This window comes from Flagellimonas eckloniae, assembly GCF_001413955.1.
Classification (GTDB): Bacteria; Bacteroidota; Bacteroidia; order Flavobacteriales; family Flavobacteriaceae; genus Flagellimonas; species Flagellimonas eckloniae.
Genome location: NZ_LCTZ01000002.1, coordinates 3,363,676 through 3,382,411, shown reverse-complemented (window position 1 = coordinate 3,382,411; position 18,736 = coordinate 3,363,676). Strand labels below are relative to the sequence as shown.

Sequence of the window (18,736 nt, the reverse complement as noted above, 5' to 3'; positions counted from 1 at the left end):
TTTATGCTCTCTTTGCTAATGTTTTTATTACCGTTACAAATTTATCAAGCTCTTCTGTAGTAGTATATACGTTGGGGGTTATCCTACAACCATTCACGTTGGCATATTCAATTCCAACGGTCCATATCTGAAACTCTTCCAGTAAGGTCTTGGCCAAATCCTTGGCTCCCATATTGGTGAGACCAACATTGGCTATTCCACAACTTCGTTCTTCTGCCTCCGGGGTATTGATAATTACATTTTCAACATTTCGCAATTGATCGCTCCAGTACCTTTGAATGAATCGCAGTCTATTTTCCTTTCGTTTCAATCCAATCATTTCAAGATAATCAATGGCATCATTTATGGCCAAATCTGAATGCACAGGGTGGGTTCCGATATGGTTCAATCGCTGAATTTTATCAGAATCAGTTACATGATCCGCCAATAGCGGCCATATTTTTCCAATATTTTTCTTGGCAACATATAACATGCCCGTGCCCAAAGGAGCACTTAACCATTTATGCAGACTTGAACCGTAATAGTCACAATTCAATTCACTAATGTTGACCTCAAAATGGCCTATACAATGTGCACCATCTACCAAAACCTCAACTCCATAGCTATGTGCCATATCACAAATTTTACGGATGGGAAGAATATGTCCAGTAATATTGATCATATGGCTGACCATTATCAATCTGGTGTTTGAGGTGATTTGGGATTCATATAATGTAACCAATTCATCATCCGAATTTGGATGGTTCGGTACAGAAACTTCTTTACAAACAACACCATAACGTTCACTAATCTGACGAAAATGGTCTCGCATTGAACCGTAATCCTGAATGGCGAATATGGCTTCATCACCTTTTTTCCAAGGATATCCTCCAATAATCATATCCAAAGATTCCGTAGTATTACGAGTGATTATCAATTCTTCAGACTGACAGCCGACCAAATTTGCCAGTCTGGCAGCTACTTTTTTCTTGTTGTCCCACTGTACCGTTCGCATATAAAAAGAAGCTTCATAATTTACATTCTTAATATGCTTAAGATGGTTGTTCATGATTGGGATGGGCACAAAATTGTAGTACCCATTTTCAAGATTTATATAGTCTGGTTTAAGGGAGTAGTCCTTTCGGATTCTTTTCCAAAATTCATCATCATTGTTTTTAGGGTAAGGTAGGTTTGTATCTTCATTTTGTGCGCTTACCGGTATTGAAAGAAAAGGCGTGACCACCGCCGCTTGCCCCAAGCGTTTTAAAAATTGTCTTTTTTTCATAATTTTTCAATTTATTGGTTAAACGTATCTTTTGAAAGCATTGAAAAGAACCCTAAATTGAGCTATACCTAGCTCAATTTACAATATAACTCAGAATTGGAACAACTTCAATCCATATTAAATCAAATTCCAATAAGGCATGACATTGCCTCACATTTAATGCTCCTTGGGGTAGTTCAAGGATTTTTTTTAAGTTTTGTCATTTTTGCTAGGGCAAGAAAGAACTCGGCAATAACCTTTTTGGGTTGGTCTTTATTTTTTCAGTCACTGGTTTTTTTAGATACATACCTGTGCTATACAGGGCTTATTAAATACATGCTTCATTTTAACGATTCTACGGAAGTGTTTGTACTACTGATAGCTCCAACAATTTATTTTTTCACTTATGCCTTGTTAGAGAGAAAGCCAATTACCTTAAAAAAACACTGGCCACATTTTTTGCTCCCTTTCGTTTATGGACTATCGCAAATCAATTATTACAAGGGGCCTTTAGCCGTAAAACTCAACGCATACCTAGGAGCTTACTATGATAATCTGGGTTACATACCTGTTCCAGACTCCTTTAATTTTACCTATCATATTATAAAAGATGAATTTAGATGGATGATTCTTTTCAGTTTTGTCCTCTACCTTGTTCTTTCGGCTAGATTAGTTTTTAAGTCGAGACGCAAAAAGGGATTGGCTCCAAAAAAAATAAAGCTTGACAAATATGCTTTTTCCAGAAACACGGTTGCGCTTTTTGTTTTTTTGCTGATTTTCCTATTTCTTATTTTCTTAAATCATGATGATGATAGTGGGGATCACTATATTGCCATTCTGCAAACCGTAATCACCTTCATCACAACTTTTTTTATCATTTCAGAATCTCGATTTTTTGAAAATTCCTGGATTGCGGACAAATATGAAACACTTACCTCCAACGGGTTAAATTTTATTGAAATTGAAAGCTTTATCCACGATAACAATTACTTTAAATCTTCGGAAGCAACTCTAAACGACCTTGCTAAAAAGCTTGAAACAAACCCCAATTTGGTTTCCAAACTGATCAATACCGAAACCGGAAGCAACTTCAACGACTATATCAATCAAAAAAGAGTACAGTTAGCCCAAGAAAAACTGATTAAGGCAGAGTATGCCCATTTAACGGTTGAAGCTATTGGAAATTTAGTCGGTTTTAGCTCAAAATCAGCATTTTACAATGCATTTAAAAAGTATGTGGGCACCTCTCCATCACAGTATTCAAAAAACAAAGTTTCTCCAGAATTGTAATTCAATACACTTCGGCTCCTCTTAAATTCCAATTCTTCTTCTTTGCTTCCCATCTTTGACCAAACAATTTTAACTATGGAGACAAAGATTCGCCGCTACGACTTGGATTGGTTACGAGTAATCGTTTTTGGATTGCTTATTTTTTACCATGTAGGTATGTTTTTTGTACCCTGGGGATGGCATGTTAAAAACAATGTAACCTATGATTGGCTACGTTGGCCTATGATATTTCTAAACCAATGGCGCTTGCCCATCCTATTTGTTATTTCAGGAATGGGCACGTATTATGCCTTGGGAAAAAGAAGTCTTTGGAAATTTAACCTGGAACGCTATTTAAGATTGGGTATTCCACTTGGTGTAGGGATGTTGCTCATTGTGCCTCCCCAAGTGTATTTTGAACGCCTTGCAAATGCACAATTTTCAGGGTCTTATTTTGAGTTCTTTACCACCATTGCCTTTGAAGGTATTTATCCCGAGGGAAATATAAGCTGGCACCACCTCTGGTTTTTACCCTATCTTTTTCTGTTTTCATTGGTGCTCTCTCCCATTCTTGTGTATCTACGTAGAAATGAAACAAAATTTGTAGAATGGATTAAACGACAGATTCAAAAACCATATGGACTTTACATTTTTGTTATCCCCTTATATGTACTTGAAGCCTGCGTAGAACCTTTTTTCGACATTACCCACGCATTGATTGATGATTGGTTCAATATAAGTTTTAGTATTGTTTTGTTCTTCTTTGGTTTTTTGTTGATAGCAACCAAGGATACCTTCTGGGAATGCTTGAAAAGCATAAAAACCAAAGCTTTGTTCATAGGGATCATTGCTTTCTCAAGTCAGGTTATCATATGGCTCTTCTTTGAAGATGGTTATATTATTCACTTTACCGAAGCAATGCTAAAAGTGGTGAATATTTGGTCTTGGATTTTGGTGCTTTTTGCCTATGCAGCCCAATATCTAAATAGGCCCAGTAAAACCCTTGCCTATGCCAACAGGGCAGTATATCCTTTTTACATTTTGCACCAAACCATTACCGTGGGGATTGCCTATTACTTAATTGACTTGGATTGGGGGCTGCTTCCCAAAAGTGTCATTTTAGTCGTTGGTACTTTTGGATTAAGCTGGCTTATCTATGATTTGATTATTTTAAGAATCCCATTTTTACATCCTTTATTTGGGTTGAAAAGAAAGAAAGTCAAATAATTGCATCTGGTCGATTTAACTTTGCTTTATCATGAAGATGGCAAGGTATTTGTTAACTTTATGGTCAACTGTCGACCAAGTTGTTATGAAAAAGTTTCTTTTTTTTCTTTCATGTTTTGTTTTAGGAGTAACGGCAATACAAGCCCAAGGAGACATCCCTACTACCCGCCCACTTACAATTGGGAGTAACAATAATTTGGATATAACACCGAGTACTCAAGGAACTGCTCTTCGTATGCCCTCAGTGCTTAGTGAAAATCTAACTTCAAAAGATGAAAAGCCGGGCATAAAAATGTTGCCGGATAGGGAATTGTTACAGGCAGGCCATGATATGGTTATTGACCCCAAGGTAGGTGAAAAAGAAAAGAAGGGTTCCAAAGAACACTTTGGAGACCAGTATTTAGGTGATGTAAAAACTACAGCAAAGTTTGTTGGTGTTGTTTGTCGTGATCATGAATATGTTGATGGAGATCGTGTAAAAATCTACCTTAATGGTGAAGTTATTGAAGCCAATATTCTACTTTCTGGCTCTTTCAAAGGTGTAAACATTGACCTGATAAAAGGTTTTAACCGACTAGATTTTGAAGCTTTAAACCAAGGTTCTTCTGGGCCAAATACAGCTCAAGTAGTGATTGCTGATGAAAAGGGTGAAATTATCCACAACAACCGTTGGAATCTCTCTACGGGATCAAAAGCGAGTTTGATCGTAATAAAAGAGGAGGAGGAATAACTATTCTCCAGGCTTGTACGTTTTCACTGCTCTTTTTAACACATCTTCTTTATAATAGGCAGCATCTTTCCATTGTACATCGGCATACATTTTAATTTGATCATCAAAATGGGACGAACCGGGATTTCCGCTTTGGCCTCCGGCTAAAATTGTTTTTGCCTTTACTTTTTCTCCAAATTCCACTGCAGCGACAAAACTATTGCCTCTGGTGCCATAAATCTTTTTAGTGTCATTATCATACCGAGCTCCATAAGCAGCCAAAGCTCCCCATCTACCACTTGCAAAACCAATGGGAATACTTGGTTTGGAATCATCGAAGAGTTGTCGAATATCACCATTCAACCGTTGATACCGATTTACCTCTCCCCAGGGCATTTGCCAAGTACCAAAATCCTGCTTCAATCGATATACTGTTTCCTGAAATAAGGCTAATTTTTCAGAATCTGAAGATACACTGCCCCAATATTCCATTAATTGCATAGCATATAATCCTTCTGGCCTACTTGCCTGCCTATAACATTCCGTTCCATAAAAATGCGCCAAGGTCATTGCCACAGATTCTTTTGAGGTTCTGAAATTCCAATTCCGAAAAATTTCTAAGGGCTCTTTCAATTCGGGTATTGGATTTTCATCATATGCCTTAATCAAGCCCGGAATCAACGCCTTAAAAGCAGGCAGATACGAATCATGTGCCAAAGCGATCAAACTATCCAAAGTATAGCTGCTTCTATCTGTTAACAATTCAATCGCATGCACTCCACGAAAATTCTCCTGGTCTCTAGACATGTATTTTGGGTAATCTCCACGTTTGGGACTATTCTCCAATGCCGATGTATATGGGGTGGAATTACAATTCTGAATCCAACCATTGTCTGGATTCAAAACCAAAATATTTTCATCAACAGTATGCAACCCTTGCCAATCTGTTTTGGGATTGCTTCCATCCACGGGGAGTGTATAATTGAAAATGGTATCGCGTTTGGGAACGAAATTTCCATGAAAATAGGCAATGTTACCTTCCGCATCGGCGTAAACCGTGTTGTTTGAGGAGTTGGTTCTAATATCCATCATCTCGCGAAAGCCCTTATACCCATCTTGTTTTGTCCTGATAAAAGATTGCTCCAAAGCTTTTACGGGCTCCCACATCATTGCCGAAGCCGTCCATTGACCCCCAACCGCATGTGTAATAGGTCCATGATGCGTGTGATGTTTAGGGAAGGTCCTCTCTTTCAAAGCTTCGCCCTCTTTAAATTTTAAAATCACTTTTGATGTTTCAACAGGTCGTAGTTCCTCCCCATATTGGTAAAACAAATTCTTATCATTTTCAACAATGGTTTCCTTGAACTCATCCATCACATCGGTGTAGGTTGATGTATGCATCCATCCCGTTTTTTCATTGAAGCCTTGATAGACAAAAAACTGCCCCCATGTTACAGCGCCGTAGGCATTCAACCCTTCTTCGCTTACCACATGTACCTCTCCCCTAAAATAAAAAGAAGTATGCGGGTTTATCAATAGCATGGCATTGCCAGATTGGGTCAGTTTTCCAGAGATAGCTATTCCATTTGAACCTTGGGGTTCAGCCATTTCCTTTTTCTTTTTTAGTTGTAAATCTTCCATTTCGGGAAGCTGCATTCCACTTTCATAAAATGCTTTTAATCTTCTAACCGAAATTCGCTCAATATCACCCCCAATACTTCCTTCGCTAAAATACATGGGCATCCATGGCTCAAATCGGGTTAAAAGTTTAGGCTTAACTTCTGGGTGGGTATGCAGGTAATAATTGATCCCATCAGCAAAGGCATCGCATAATGATTTCAACCATTCCGGGCTTTTCTTGTAATTGGCTTTTGCCTCCTCTTCCGTCATGAAAAGTTTGGCGCGCAAATCACTGTACAGAGCATCTTCACCATCTACCTCTGCTAAGCGTCCTGTGGCCCAGATATAATTTTGCTCAACACGATTAAAATCATCTTCACATTGCGCATATAGTAGTCCAAAAACAGCGTCAGCATCAGTTTTTCCATAGATGTGGGGCACACCAAAATCGTCCCGTATAATTGTGATGTTTTCCGCTTGTACTTGCCATTCTTCAATTTCGGTTTGCGGTTTTTGTGCACATGAAACCGCTATCAAAAAAAATAATCCCGCTACTATTCTCATTAAAAATTCTTTACGCTTTTTTCAAAAATTGTGTTTTCAGAACGATTTGGGCTTTCCCAACCCTACATTCAACTTCTTGAGGACTTCCTGTCAAGCGAATATTCTTGATAACATTCCCTCTTTTTAAGGTCCTGGACATTCCTTTAATCTTTAAATCTTTGGTGACATGAACATTATCTCCATCTTCAAGTAGGTTTCCATTACTGTCCTTTGTATCCATAGTTTTGCTTTATTGAGTGAAAATACACGAATTCTTTCCCAATTACCAACTTCCACTTGCACCGCCACCGCCAGAACTACCTCCTCCACCGGAAAAGCTACTTGAGCTTCCTCCCGAAGATGAACTTGAACCAAAGGAATGGCTACCAGATGATGAAAAGGTTTTACTCATGTATGTCTTGTCACTTTTAAGGAACGAGAGTTTAAACTCTTCTTTTCCTTTTATCAGGATTTTTAGTACTGCCAAGAGTATAGTAAGGCCAAGGAAGCTACCCATGACAATAAAAACCCACGTGTTGTTTTCAAATAAGTAGTCGTAATCCTCAACGATTTTAAAATCGAAGATCATAACCATAAAAAATAGGGGCATTAACACAAAAACAAGTGAAAAAAGTACAGGTATCAACCCAAAAATAGCCATGAACAATCCTTGAACGACACTAAGCTTTCCTATCATCATTCCACGAAAAACCTCAATAATATTTCGATAGGATTTATAAAAAATAAATCCGCCTGCAGCTACAAAAATGGATAAGAACAGGATAAAGAAAAGCTTGACTCCAAAGCCCATTTCTCCCTCTTCCTCTATCTCTTTTTTAAATTCCTCAAGTGCTTCCGGGTTGTTCAGGAAATTAATGATCTGATCTGTTGCCCTATTAAGACCTACTACATAATTCTCCTCTTTAAATTCAGGAATCATGGTATTCCTGATAATTCGTGAAGCTACAGCATCTGTTATGTATGGTTCGAGGCCATAGCCTACCTCAATACGTACTTCTCGATTATTTTTTGCGAAAAGGATAAGTATTCCGTTGTCTTTGTCTTTTTGACCTAATTTGTTCTGATTAAACGTTCCATTAGCATACTCTTCAATGGTTTCGTAACCCAAATCCATTATGGTAAGTACAACCAACTGATTGGTAGTCTCTGTTTCAAAATTGGTCAGCTTCATCTTTAATCCTTCCAATTCCGATGGAGTAAAAATCCCAGCACTATCAGTTGCTATGGCCTTTAATTCAGGATATTGCTGTTGACCAAAGCTGAAAGTGGCAACCAGAACCAAAAAATAAAACAGTGTTTTTCTACTCATTCTATTAAATCATCCAACATTTAAATATACCATATGTTACCCATTCTTTTATATATAAATTGATGGGGCCTCTTGGCTTTTCGTGTCCATATAATTTCGACTAACTTGCACGCTCTTTTGAAGAACTGATCATGGCGGAAAAAAAAGTTAGCATTTTAAAAGCATTTAAAACCATTATTTGGCCAAGAAGAAACCTGGTTCTACTTGGACTTTTACTTATTGTAATTAGCAAGGCAGCAAGCTTTGTTGCCCCAATTTCCCTAAGATATTTTCTAGACGATATTGTACCCAATAAGAACTATGATTTTCTAAAAATTATAGTGGCCGTAGTCATATGTTCATTTTTGGTACAGGCAATCATGTCATTTCTATTGACCAAAGTTTTGAGCATTCAAGCCCAGTTCATGATATCAGAATTGCGGGCACAGGTACAAAAACAAGTTTTATCATTACCAATCCGTTTTTTCGACAATACTAAATCCGGCGCATTGGTATCCCGTATTATGAGTGATGTAGAAGGAGTCAGAAATTTAATAGGAACGGGCTTGGTTCAATTGGTTGGTGGTTCCATAACAGCAATTGTTTCTTTGGTTTTATTACTGAGAATAAGTCCGAGCATGACGCTATTGACATTTATTCCTTTGATCATATTTGCCATAATTGCATTAAAGGCATTTAAAATAATAAGGCCTGTTTTTAGAGAGCGTGGAAAAATCAATGCGGAAGTAAAAGGCCGTCTTACAGAAACATTGAGTGGAATTCGGGTCATAAAAGGTTTTAATGCCGAAGCACAGGAAGGGAAAGTATTTGAAATCGGGGTTGACCGTTTATTCAAAAATGTAAAAAAGAGCTTAACTGCAACTGCAGTAATGACGAGTTCTTCCACTTTTCTTTTGGGTCTGGCAACGACTGGAATAATGATGGGGTATGGAGGCTATAAAATGATTAATGGAGAGCTTACCACTGGTGAATATTTTGAGTTCACCTTTCTTTTAGCACTAATGGTGGCTCCAATTGTTCAAATGAGCAATATTGGTAGTCAACTGACCGAAGCTTTGGCAGGTTTAGATCGTACTGAAGAATTAATGAACGAAACCTCCGAAGCGAACGAAAAAGACCGTACCATTCAGCTTGATTCCATTCATGGCGACATTAAATTTGACAATGTTTCTTTTTCCTATGATGAAGATGAAGAAGTATTGCACAACATTAGTTTTAAGGTAAAGTCTGGACAAGTAATTGCCTTGGTGGGAAGTTCTGGCTCGGGAAAATCCACCATTGCAGGGTTGGCTGCTAGCTTTTTGAATCCAAATTCTGGAACCATTACCGTTGATGGACAAGATTTATCCCAAATTAACTTGAACAGTTTTAGACAGCATCTGGGCGTGGTGTTACAGGATGATTTTTTATTTGAAGGTACCATTCGCGAGAACATATTGTTCCCAAGACCCAATGCTTCGGAGGAGCGATTGCTTGAAGCCGTTAAAGCTGCCTACGTAAATGAATTTACAGATCGGTTTGATGACGGTTTGGACACGCTCATTGGCGAACGGGGTGTAAAACTATCTGGCGGACAACGCCAGCGTATTGCAATTGCCCGAGCTATTTTGGCAGATCCAAAAGTTCTGGTCTTGGACGAGGCCACCTCTAGTTTAGATACAGAATCCGAAGCGTTGATTCAAAAGAGTTTGGCCGAACTGACCAAGGGCAGAACCACTTTTGTAATTGCGCACCGTTTGAGTACCATCCGAAAAGCAGATCAGATTTTAGTAATTGAAAATGGAAAAATTGCCGAACAGGGAACCCATGAAGAATTGATAGCTTCCGAAGGAAGGTATTATAATTTGTTTACGTACCAGGCACGGATATAATTTAGAGTTCCTCTGGAGCCAACTCTACCTCAAGTCCGTCCAAATCATCGGTCATATGGATTTGGCAGCCTAATCTTGAGTTATCTTCAACATTAAAAGCCTCCGAAAGCATTGCTTCTTCATCATCTGACTTTTCAGGGAGTTGGTGATCTGACTTTACATAGCATTGGCATGAAGCGCACATGGCCATTCCTCCGCAAATTCCTATGGTTCCTTCAGGGGCTAATTCATAAGAACGAACCACCTCCATGAGATTCATGTTCATGTCCGTTGGTGCATCCACTTTGTGTTGCACACCTTCACGGTCGGTTATCTTTATCTTTATATCCATCAAAAGGATTTAGGAATTAGAAGGTCAGGAATCAGTATCATTTCATAGATTGTATTAGTCCATAAAGCATTCTAGAAATCTCATTCGACCTATCCAATAATTCTTCAACTATTTCAAGATGCAAATATCCTAATCTTTCCGATAAATACAACATAGATCTTACTTCACTATTTGAACTAATCCCTATATATAAAAACCTGATGAAATCTGGATTTGTTCTCCGGTCAAAACCTTCTGCTATATTATTTGAAATAGAAACCGAAGCTCTTAAAATCTGGTCTTTGAAAGGGTAATCTTTTGTGCCAGAAAAATTCTTATAAATTATAACTGCAAAGTCTTGTGATTTTTGCCAAACAAGCAAATCTTCAAATTTCTTTACTGCCATATTTTTTCTTACTCCTAAAACCTTGCTACTGATTCCTAATCTATACTTTTTACAACGGCTTTGGGAGCTTCTTTTTTACTTCCATCAAAACCGGTTACACCACCCACCGTGGTATACTTCATGACATATTTTTTATCTGGGAAAATTCGCTGATAAGCACTTTGGCACATCAATGTAGCCTCATGAAAACCACATAAAATCAATTTTAGTTTTCCAGGATACGTGTTCACATCGCCAATGGCATAAATCCCTGGGATGTTCGTTTGATAGTCCAATGTATTATCTACTTTAATCGCATTTTTTTCAATTTCCAAGCCCCAATCTGCAATTGGCCCCAACTTTGGCGAAAGTCCAAATAGGGGAATAAAGTTGTCTATTTCAAGCTCAATTTCTTCGGAAGTATCTGTTTTTTTGATAGAAACCTTTTCCAATTTTTCTTCACCATGTAAGCCAACAACCTCAGAAGGTGTGATCAAATTGATTTTTCCTTGATTTTTTAACTGCTGTACTTTCTCCACCGAATCCAAAGCACCTCTAAATTCATTTCGGCGATGAACCAAGGTAACTTCCGAAGCTACATCTGCAAGAAAAATAGACCAGTCCAAGGCGGAATCACCTCCACCAGCTATCAATACTTTTTTATTTCGATAGACTTCGGGTTCCTTAATCATATATGAGACTCCCTTATCTTCATATTTTGATAAATTATCCAATAACGGTTTTCTGGGTTCAAAGCTCCCCAGACCTCCTGCGATGGCAATAATCGGAGCGTGATGTTGGGTGCCTTTGTTCGTAGTTACAACAAAGCTTCCATCTTCCAATTTTTCTATTTTTTCTGCTCGTTCCCCTAAGGTAAATCCAGGCTGAAAGGGTTTGATCTGTTCCATTAAATTATCCACAAGTTCACCGGCTAGGACTTCTGGAAATCCTGGGATATCATAAATGGGTTTTTTGGGATAAATTTCGGAACATTGGCCTCCTGGTTGGGGCAACGCATCTATTAAATGACATTTAAGCTGTAACAAACCTGCCTCAAAAACAGCAAAAAGACCCGTAGGTCCCGCTCCAATTATCAGTATATCGGTTTTAATCATTCAGAATCTTTTTTGGATATCTGCGCAACTTAGAATTTGTGTAAGGAAAGATTTATGATTTTTATCAGCTAGCTTACATTAATGACCTCTTCAATTTGAGGAACATATTTTTTTATGGTCATTTCCACGCCACTTTTAAGCGTCATTTGGTTAACGCTACAACCTATGCAATTGCCTTCTAGCTTTACCTTTACCGAGCTGTCGTTATCTATTGAAATCAATGAAATATCCCCGCCATCACTCTGCAAAAATGGTCGAATTTCATCCAAGGCCTTCTCAACATTTGTTTTAATCTCTTCTGATGTCATACTCATTTCTTTTTAACAGCAGCGCATCCCGCCATAGTTGTAATTTTTATTGCTTCTGTTGGGGGCAGATCTGTATTTCTTCTCACCAATTCCTGAACAACATTTTTAGTCAAGTCTTCAAAGTCTTCTTCTATTGGAGAAGCGGTCTGCATTGCGGCAGGTCTTCCAACATCTCCTGCCTCTCTAATACTTTGCACTAAAGGAATTTCACCCAAAAATGGTATTTCAAGATCTTCAGCAAGGTTTTTGGCACCACCTTTACCAAAGATATGGTATTTGTTGTTAGGCAGTTCTGCAGGGGTAAAGTAGGCCATATTTTCAACAATTCCCAATACTGGAACGCTTATTGCCTCCTGTTGGAACATGGCAACTCCCTTTCGGGCATCTGCCAGTGCTATTTCCTGTGGAGTACTTACCACAACGGCACCCGTTACCGGCAAGGACTGCATAATACTTAAATGGATATCTCCCGTTCCCGGGGGAAGGTCCAATAATAGAAAATCAAGTTCTCCCCAATGCGCATCAAAAATCATTTGGTTTAAAGCTTTGGACGCCATTGGGCCCCTCCAAATTACCGCTTGATTGGGCTGTGTAAAGAATCCTATTGAAAGTAGTTTCACACCATAGTTTTCAACAGGCTTCATTTTTGCCTTTCCGTCTACATTGATCGATAGTGGTTTTTCCAAAGCCACATCGAACATAATAGGCATGGATGGACCATAAATATCCGTATCCAGTAAACCTACCTTAAAACCCATTTTGGAAAGGGTAACTGCGATATTGGCCGTTACCGTAGATTTTCCAACACCTCCTTTTCCTGAAGCTATTGCAATTATATTTTGAATCCCGGGAATTGGATTTCCCTTGATCTGATTTACCTTAGGTTTTGATGAGGCCTCAACTTTAAGGTTGACTTGGATTTTTGCTTTTTGATAGACCTCGCTATGGATTATTTTTAAGATTTCAACCTCAGTTTTCTTTTTGGCCTGAAGACTTGGATTTTTAATCGTCACATCTACCTCAACCTCATCCCCAAATACCTGAACGTTGGTAACTGCTCCGCTTTGCACCAAATTTTGCCCTTCTCCAGGGGCGGAAATAAGTTCTAATGCTTTAAGAATATCTGCTTTGTTCAGCTTCATTAATCCAATTTTGTTTGCAGTCGTTTAAACCGATTCTAAATTACAAAGATACGCCCCAAAGCTTAGAATAAGAAACAGTTAGATTGAAAATGGAAATGACAGGATAGGTTTGCACTATATCCTGAAAAGAAATGATTTTGATGTAGAAAGATAAATTTTCACTTAACCGACTATATGACTTTGGCCAAGTCTTCAAATATTTTCCCTCCCCTACTTTTAATTTGATTGGGAGTGCCGTTTTCCTCTGGACAATTTGAAAAATCGACTTTTACAGTGGGCAAGGTATCTTCAACCACTTTGTTTACATAATCAATTTCGCACTGCGGGGCAAAACGTTCATTGGTAATCAAAATAAGTCCATCAATACTGCCATCAAATAACGTTTTTACCACTTTTTTTCTGTTCAATAAATCATTTTTGGATTGGTAGACTACAAGTTTATACCCTTTTTTTACAGCTGCTTCTTCAATACCTTCCATGATAAAGGCACAAAATATTTTTGAGAAGTTAGGTACGATAAGGCCTATGGAGTTTGTTTTCTTAGATTTTAGGGCCTTTGCTGAAAAATTAGGTTTATATCCATATTCTTTGGCTATTTTTCGAATTTTCAACTTGGTGTTTTCACTGATTTCCTTGCTATTGTTTATTGCCTTTGAAACGGTTGATTTTGAATATCCTGACAAATAGGAAATTTGGCTTATGTTGATTTCAGACTTCATGTGTTATTAAAATTCCTTTCTTAAGTGGGTTATAGCCATCCCCACCGCTAACATTTTTACTTCTGCTTATAGAATTAAAGACTAGTTTGGTTGCATAAAGTTACACTTAGACCTACCAATTTTTTCAATCTTAGGTCACTTTTACGAAATCGATTGAAATTTTCTCAAACCTTTGATAATCTGCCAGTTTAAAATTACTTTATCTTCTTTATGGAAATTTATTCAGAATATTCCTTCTTTCTGATTTAATACGGAAAATCTTCTTCATTTAGCTCGCTCGCGGGGTTCCAAAAATGTTTTTGAAAATCGACTATTTGATTGTCTTTGACAACGATTCCTTCATTTTCCAAAAGCTGCTGCATTAGGTTGGTTCCATCAAAATGATGCTTTCCAGTTAGTACACCAACTCGGTTCACTACTCGATGTGCAGGTACATCCTTGGCCAAAGAGTTGTTCATGGCCCACCCAACCATTCTTGCACTGCGCGCTGCTCCCAAATATTTAGCAATAGCTCCGTAAGAAGTAACTTTTCCGTAAGGAATTAATTTAGCAACCTCATATACCTTGTCAAAAAAGTTCTTATCCGCCATATTACCTATAAAAAATGCGAATTAAAGTGATTACCAACAAAACTAACATAAGCCCACTAAGAATATAGTTGGAGTTTTTAGAAAATCTATTTGTTTTGGTTTCTAATTTATTGAAGTAAAATGTATAGAGGTACAATACCGAAAAGGTGCCCGCACCAGCTGCCAAAACAAAAGTCAACGTATCTTTTAATTCAAACTTGATCCATCCAGCTTTGTTCCACATTGCATTTAAACCACTGTAATATGGTATGGTCAATAGGTTCACAGCGGCCAGGAGGATTCCTTTAAAAAAACTGTTCTTTTTACTAACCCTGACTTCTTTCGGCTTCTGCTTTTTATTTCTTTGGGCTGAGATAAAAAAATAAACTGCAAAAAAGGCAAATACCCACAATGCAATCTTTAATAATAGATCTATTACTTCAGGATTGTTATATAGGAATTTGGAAATAAGTACCGCAATATAGGCCTGGATCATTATCATTGAGGAAACCCCCAGACTGAAGATAATTCCATTCAACTTGCCCTTTTCCACGCTGGTTTTAGCTGCGTTCATATTAAGCAACCCAGGAGGCACAGTTGCCATAAAGGCAGCTGAAAAAGTGGCAAAGAACAGTATAAGTACGTGAATCATTGGCTAGTTTATCCTAAACTGGATGTACGTGATTGGTTTTCCTTTCTCAAGATACTGATTTTCATAAAAAGTCTGAATTTCCAGAACTTCTTTTGGGCTTCCTGCATTTTTATACACATCGTGGTTTGCATAAAGGATTTCATGACCTTCACCTTGTAAAAGTCCTAGGGTATATCCGTGCATAAATTCACTATCAGTCTTTAGGTTTACAACTCCTTTTGGCTTCAAAATGTGTTGATACTTTTTAAGGAACACAGGATTGGTAAGGCGATGTTTAGTTCGTTTATATTTAATCTGTGGATCTGGAAAGGTTATCCAGATTTCATCTACTTCATGCTCCCCAAAAAGGCCGTCCACCAGTTCAATTTGACTTCGGAGAAATGCAACATTAGTCAAGTTCGCTTCTTGGGCAGACTTTGCTCCACGCCAAAATCGAGCTCCTTTAATATCAATCCCTATAAAGTTCTTATCTGGGTTTTTCTCTGCAAGTCCCACGGTGTATTCCCCTTTTCCACAGCCTAATTCCACTACAATTGGGTTTTCGTTCTTAAAGAACGAAGCCCAACTTCCCTTGTACTTGAATCCAGCAATAACCTCTTCCCTTGAGGGCTGGATCACATTGGAGAAAGTTTCGTTCTCTTTAAATCGTTTTAGTTTATTTTTGCTTCCCACTTACCTTTTCTATTGACCAAAACTTAATGTTTTGACAAAACTAAGGAAATCCAAAAGCAATATTCATTTTGTTGCTTTGTAGTTGTGCAAAAATCCAAACGTATTTTAATAGCCCCATTAAACTGGGGACTTGGGCATGCCACCCGATGTATTCCTATCATTAATGCACTTTTGACACAGGGACACCAGCCTTTTATAGCTTCAGATGGTGTTGCACTTGCACTTTTACAAAAGGAGTTTCCAAATCTTCCGTCTTTTGAATTGCCTTCATATAAAATAACTTACGCCCAAAAGGCGAAGAATTTTAAAATCAAAATGATTTGGGACTCTCCCAAGGTTCTAAAAGCTATATCAAAGGAGAAAAGAGCCGTTAAAAAGTTGGTCAAGGAACACAATCTAGACGGTATTATTTCCGATAATCGATTAGGTGTTTTTTATAAGAGAATTCCATGCGTATTTATTACACATCAGCTTAACGTACTTTCGGGAAACACCACCTGGATGAGCTCCAAGGCACATCAAAAAATCATAAAAAAATTTGATGCCTGTTGGGTTCCAGATGTAAAGGAAAAACCCAATTTAACGGGAAAGCTTGGACACTTGAAAAAATCCAAAAGCAACATTACGTATTTAGGGCCTCTGAGTCGGTTCGAAAAAATAAAGGTTGAACTGGAATACAATCTTATGGTGCTTCTTTCAGGACCAGAACCTCAACGAACCTTTTTGGAAGAAAAGATTTTGAGAGAGCTATCCTCTTATCATGGAAATGTGCTTTTTGTGAAAGGAAAAATAGAAGATTCACAAACTAAGGAAATTCGGAGAATACCAAAAGGCAGAATTACGCTCTATAACTTTATGCAGTCCCAGGAATTGCAAATGGCATTGAACCAAAGTGCCCAGATACTTTGCCGATCAGGATATACGACTGTTATGGACTTGGCCAAATTGGAAAAGAAGGCCTTTTTTATTCCTACACCAGGACAATATGAACAAGAATATTTGGCGAAACGGCTGGAAAAGCAAAACCTGGTTCCCTATGCCGTACAGGACAGTTTTACTATTGAAGATTTAAATCGAATAGAGAATTTTAAGGGGTTAACATGCTTTGAATCCGAAATAACCTATTCAGAGCTATTCTCTGTTTTTTCCAAAGTGAAAGAGAACTCAGAGCCTACATCCACTTCACTTTCCACATAAATCTTCTCATCATGTGCCTCCATAATATGCTTTACAATGGAGAGGCCCAATCCTGAACCTCCTTCATCTCGACTGCCACTTTGATCTACTCGATAAAAACGCTCAAAAAGCCTAGGAATATGCTCTTGGGGGATACCTTCGCCATTATCAGTTACCCTGACAATCACCTTATTTTTAATTAGGTTTTCAACACTTACTTCGGTTGTTCCATTTGGATGGCCATATTTAATGGAGTTGACAAGAAGATTACTTATAACTTGCTGTATCTTCTCTTTGTCAGCATTCACATAAATTGGGGACATGTATTCTATATCGAACGTTAGACTGATTTCTTTTTTTGCGGCCTTCATTTCTAAAAGGTCAAATACGTTTTGAATGAGTTCAACTATATCAAAATCTTCTCGGTCCAATTTTAACCCTCCAACTTCAAGTTTGGTAATTAAATCAAGGTCTTTTACAATGTAAATCAACCGTTCCACTCCCTTGTTTGCGCGGGTCAAGTACTTTTCGCGAATTTTCTTATCGTTCATGGCACCATCCAATAGCGTTAGAATGTAGCCTTGTACTGTAAAAAGTGGGGTCTTTAATTCATGGGAAACGTTTCCTAGAAAATCCTTTCTGTATTCTTCACGGATCTTTAGGGTATCTATTTCAATTTTCTTGTCCTCGGCAAACTTTTCAATCTCCTGGGTCAAGGTTTTCATATCTGTTGTTACTGGTTTTGACGAAAATGAAGAGGACTCCAAAAGAGAAACATCATCATATATTTTTTTAACTCTCCTGTAGATAAATCGTTCTACCCTAATCTGCAGAATAACAAATGAAATAACGAAACAGGTCAGTGCAAACAAGAGAACAAACAACCAATCTTGTTGTTCTTTATAAATGAGAAATAAAATGAAAAACCCAGAAAGTAAAATAGTTATCAAAAAGGATGACCTTAAGGCAAACTTATAAGATTTCCTTAGCTTAATGGCCATTACAAGACAAACTTATAGCCTACGCCTTTGACTGTTTTAAAATGATGGTCGCCTATTTTCTCGCGTAGTTTCCTAATATGCACATCGATGGTTCTACCACCAACAACAACCTCATTTCCCCAAACCTTGTCTAAAATCACCTCCCGTTTAAATACCTTATTAGGTTTGGAAGTCAACAATGATAAAAGCTCAAATTCCTTTCTTGGGAGTATGATCTCTTTTCCATCATTAACAATTTTGTACTCCTCCCTATTGATGACAATATTGCCCACTTTTACAATATCTTCAACCTCTGCTTTGTCTTCTTTTAATCTTCTGAGCAATGCTTTCACCTTGCTGACCAATACTTTTGGTTTTATGGGTTTGGTGATATAATCATCTGCTCCTGCATCAAAACCGGCCACTTGGGAATAATCCTCTCCACGAGCTGTTAGAAAAGTTATTATTGTATTTTCCAAACCTGGGGTACTTCTAATAATCTCGCATGCCTCAATGCCATCCATCTCGGGCATCATTACATCCAAAATAATAAGATGAGGGCTTTTCTTTTTTGCTTTTGCGACCCCTTCTACTCCGTTTTTTGCTGTAAAAACTTCATACCCTTCCGAAGAAAGATTATAGCTCACAATTTCTAGAATATCCGGTTCATCATCAACAAGTAGAATCTTAATGTCCTTTGTTTTCATGGGATGGTATTTTTTGTGTTGATCGCCCAAATGTAAATATAATACTATAACGGCATTAATGCTTAACATTCATTTAATGTCATAACAATATTGTAACAGTTTTCAAATAAATACTTAACACGCACCTAACATCGCTTTTACAGGTCGTAACGTTCTTTGCCACCGAATTCTAATCCAACAGAACATTAT

At 37.9% G+C, this 18,736-nt stretch carries 20 protein-coding genes; 5 read left to right on the top strand and 15 right to left on the bottom strand.

What is annotated here, in order from left to right; translation table 11 throughout:
* Position 1: 1 nt before the first annotated feature.
* Positions 2–1,264, bottom strand: coding sequence for an aminotransferase class V-fold PLP-dependent enzyme (locus AAY42_RS14615; RefSeq protein ID WP_055391978.1), 1,263 nt, complete (start codon positions 1,262–1,264; stop codon positions 2–4).
* 96 nt (positions 1,265–1,360) lie between these two features.
* Between AAY42_RS14615 and AAY42_RS14610 the strand changes: the two genes are divergently transcribed.
* The 3 genes from AAY42_RS14610 (at position 1,361) to AAY42_RS14600 (ending at position 4,469) form a co-directional block, all read left to right on the top strand.
* The gene (locus AAY42_RS14610; protein WP_055391979.1) at positions 1,361–2,533 is read left to right on the top strand and encodes a helix-turn-helix domain-containing protein; all 1,173 of its coding nucleotides are present in this window, start codon (positions 1,361–1,363) and stop codon (positions 2,531–2,533) included.
* A 75-nt stretch (positions 2,534–2,608) separates the two neighbouring features.
* Positions 2,609–3,739 (top strand): acyltransferase family protein, encoded by a 1,131-nt coding sequence (locus AAY42_RS14605; RefSeq protein WP_175288773.1) that lies wholly within the window; start codon positions 2,609–2,611, stop codon positions 3,737–3,739.
* 85 nt (positions 3,740–3,824) lie between these two features.
* Positions 3,825–4,469, top strand: a complete 645-nt coding sequence (locus AAY42_RS14600; protein ID WP_055396529.1) for a hypothetical protein — start codon at positions 3,825–3,827, stop codon at positions 4,467–4,469.
* Here AAY42_RS14600 and AAY42_RS14595 read toward each other — a convergent pair whose 3' ends face one another.
* The 3 genes from AAY42_RS14595 to AAY42_RS14585 are packed head-to-tail and all read right to left on the bottom strand — an operon-like array spanning position 4,470 to position 7,941.
* Positions 4,470–6,632 (bottom strand): acylase, encoded by a 2,163-nt coding sequence (locus tag AAY42_RS14595; RefSeq protein WP_055396527.1) that lies wholly within the window; start codon positions 6,630–6,632, stop codon positions 4,470–4,472. It lies immediately after the preceding gene.
* 10 nt (positions 6,633–6,642) lie between these two features.
* The gene (locus AAY42_RS14590; RefSeq protein WP_055396524.1) at positions 6,643–6,852 is read right to left on the bottom strand and encodes an alkylphosphonate utilization protein; all 210 of its coding nucleotides are present in this window, start codon (positions 6,850–6,852) and stop codon (positions 6,643–6,645) included.
* Between the two features lie 42 nt (positions 6,853–6,894).
* A complete protein-coding gene (locus AAY42_RS14585) occupies positions 6,895–7,941 on the bottom strand; it encodes a TPM domain-containing protein (RefSeq protein ID WP_055396523.1) in 1,047 nt (348 codons plus the stop codon).
* Between the two features lie 131 nt (positions 7,942–8,072).
* On the opposite strand from AAY42_RS14585, the gene AAY42_RS14580 reads away from it, so the two are divergent.
* Complete coding sequence (locus AAY42_RS14580) at positions 8,073–9,812, top strand: ABC transporter ATP-binding protein (protein ID WP_055396521.1); 1,740 nt, start codon at positions 8,073–8,075, stop codon at positions 9,810–9,812.
* A 1-nt stretch (position 9,813) separates the two neighbouring features.
* On the opposite strand, the gene AAY42_RS14575 is transcribed toward AAY42_RS14580, so the two are convergent.
* The 9 genes from AAY42_RS14575 to trmB form a co-directional block, all read right to left on the bottom strand.
* Positions 9,814–10,146, bottom strand: a complete 333-nt coding sequence (locus tag AAY42_RS14575; protein WP_055396519.1) for a 2Fe-2S iron-sulfur cluster-binding family protein — start codon at positions 10,144–10,146, stop codon at positions 9,814–9,816.
* Between the two features lie 34 nt (positions 10,147–10,180).
* Complete coding sequence (locus AAY42_RS14570) at positions 10,181–10,528, bottom strand: four helix bundle protein (protein ID WP_055396517.1); 348 nt, start codon at positions 10,526–10,528, stop codon at positions 10,181–10,183.
* Between the two features lie 35 nt (positions 10,529–10,563).
* Positions 10,564–11,622, bottom strand: a complete 1,059-nt coding sequence (locus tag AAY42_RS14565; RefSeq protein WP_055396514.1) for an NAD(P)/FAD-dependent oxidoreductase — start codon at positions 11,620–11,622, stop codon at positions 10,564–10,566.
* A 68-nt stretch (positions 11,623–11,690) separates the two neighbouring features.
* Entirely contained in the window at positions 11,691–11,930 is a 240-nt protein-coding gene (locus tag AAY42_RS14560; protein ID WP_055397955.1) for a NifU family protein, read from the bottom strand.
* 2 nt (positions 11,931–11,932) lie between these two features.
* Positions 11,933–13,072 (bottom strand): Mrp/NBP35 family ATP-binding protein, encoded by a 1,140-nt coding sequence (locus AAY42_RS14555; protein WP_055396512.1) that lies wholly within the window; start codon positions 13,070–13,072, stop codon positions 11,933–11,935.
* 170 nt (positions 13,073–13,242) lie between these two features.
* The gene (locus AAY42_RS17975; RefSeq protein ID WP_082433457.1) at positions 13,243–13,791 is read right to left on the bottom strand and encodes a LacI family DNA-binding transcriptional regulator; all 549 of its coding nucleotides are present in this window, start codon (positions 13,789–13,791) and stop codon (positions 13,243–13,245) included.
* A 245-nt stretch (positions 13,792–14,036) separates the two neighbouring features.
* Positions 14,037–14,381, bottom strand: a complete 345-nt coding sequence (locus AAY42_RS14540; protein ID WP_055396505.1) for an MGMT family protein — start codon at positions 14,379–14,381, stop codon at positions 14,037–14,039.
* 1 nt (position 14,382) lies between these two features.
* Complete coding sequence (locus tag AAY42_RS14535; RefSeq protein ID WP_055396503.1) at positions 14,383–15,012, bottom strand: LysE family transporter; 630 nt, start codon at positions 15,010–15,012, stop codon at positions 14,383–14,385.
* A 3-nt stretch (positions 15,013–15,015) separates the two neighbouring features.
* Positions 15,016–15,684 carry a tRNA (guanosine(46)-N7)-methyltransferase TrmB gene (trmB, locus tag AAY42_RS14530; protein WP_055396501.1) on the bottom strand — a complete coding sequence of 223 codons (669 nt, stop codon included), beginning with the start codon at positions 15,682–15,684 and terminating at the stop codon, positions 15,016–15,018.
* Positions 15,685–15,768: 84 nt separating this feature from the next.
* Here trmB and AAY42_RS14525 point away from each other — a divergent pair, with 84 nt between their 5' ends.
* Positions 15,769–16,881: a glycosyltransferase gene (locus AAY42_RS14525; protein WP_055396499.1), complete on the top strand. Its 1,113-nt coding sequence runs from the start codon at positions 15,769–15,771 to the stop codon at positions 16,879–16,881.
* Here AAY42_RS14525 and AAY42_RS14520 read toward each other — a convergent pair.
* A complete protein-coding gene (locus tag AAY42_RS14520; protein WP_055396497.1) occupies positions 16,806–17,861 on the bottom strand; it encodes a sensor histidine kinase in 1,056 nt (351 codons plus the stop codon). The two genes, AAY42_RS14525 and AAY42_RS14520, sit on opposite strands and share 76 nt — an antisense overlap.
* Positions 17,861–18,547, bottom strand: a complete 687-nt coding sequence (locus AAY42_RS14515; protein ID WP_055397953.1) for a response regulator transcription factor — start codon at positions 18,545–18,547, stop codon at positions 17,861–17,863. Before AAY42_RS14515 ends, AAY42_RS14520 begins: the two co-directional genes overlap by 1 nt.
* Between the last annotated feature and the right edge of the window lie 189 nt (positions 18,548–18,736).

Excerpts from the sequence above, each read along its gene's own strand:
- AAY42_RS14615 (WP_055391978.1), bottom strand. The coding sequence starts at position 1,264 with ATGAAAAAAAGACAATTTTTAAAACGCTTGGGGCAAGCGGCGGTGGTC.
- AAY42_RS14605 (WP_175288773.1), top strand. The coding sequence starts at position 2,609 with ATGGAGACAAAGATTCGCCGCTACGACTTGGATTGGTTACGAGTAATC.
- AAY42_RS14600 (WP_055396529.1), top strand. The coding sequence starts at position 3,825 with ATGAAAAAGTTTCTTTTTTTTCTTTCATGTTTTGTTTTAGGAGTAACG.
- AAY42_RS14595 (WP_055396527.1), bottom strand. The coding sequence starts at position 6,632 with ATGAGAATAGTAGCGGGATTATTTTTTTTGATAGCGGTTTCATGTGCA.
- AAY42_RS14590 (WP_055396524.1), bottom strand. The coding sequence starts at position 6,852 with ATGGATACAAAGGACAGTAATGGAAACCTACTTGAAGATGGAGATAAT.
- AAY42_RS14585 (WP_055396523.1), bottom strand. The coding sequence starts at position 7,941 with ATGAGTAGAAAAACACTGTTTTATTTTTTGGTTCTGGTTGCCACTTTC.
- AAY42_RS14580 (WP_055396521.1), top strand. The coding sequence starts at position 8,073 with ATGGCGGAAAAAAAAGTTAGCATTTTAAAAGCATTTAAAACCATTATT.
- AAY42_RS14570 (WP_055396517.1), bottom strand. The coding sequence starts at position 10,528 with ATGGCAGTAAAGAAATTTGAAGATTTGCTTGTTTGGCAAAAATCACAA.
- AAY42_RS14565 (WP_055396514.1), bottom strand. The coding sequence starts at position 11,622 with ATGATTAAAACCGATATACTGATAATTGGAGCGGGACCTACGGGTCTT.
- AAY42_RS14560 (WP_055397955.1), bottom strand. The coding sequence starts at position 11,930 with ATGACATCAGAAGAGATTAAAACAAATGTTGAGAAGGCCTTGGATGAA.
- AAY42_RS14555 (WP_055396512.1), bottom strand. The coding sequence starts at position 13,072 with ATGAAGCTGAACAAAGCAGATATTCTTAAAGCATTAGAACTTATTTCC.
- AAY42_RS17975 (WP_082433457.1), bottom strand. The coding sequence starts at position 13,791 with ATGAAGTCTGAAATCAACATAAGCCAAATTTCCTATTTGTCAGGATAT.
- AAY42_RS14540 (WP_055396505.1), bottom strand. The coding sequence starts at position 14,381 with ATGGCGGATAAGAACTTTTTTGACAAGGTATATGAGGTTGCTAAATTA.
- AAY42_RS14535 (WP_055396503.1), bottom strand. The coding sequence starts at position 15,012 with ATGATTCACGTACTTATACTGTTCTTTGCCACTTTTTCAGCTGCCTTT.
- AAY42_RS14520 (WP_055396497.1), bottom strand. The coding sequence starts at position 17,861 with ATGGCCATTAAGCTAAGGAAATCTTATAAGTTTGCCTTAAGGTCATCC.
- AAY42_RS14515 (WP_055397953.1), bottom strand. The coding sequence starts at position 18,547 with ATGAAAACAAAGGACATTAAGATTCTACTTGTTGATGATGAACCGGAT.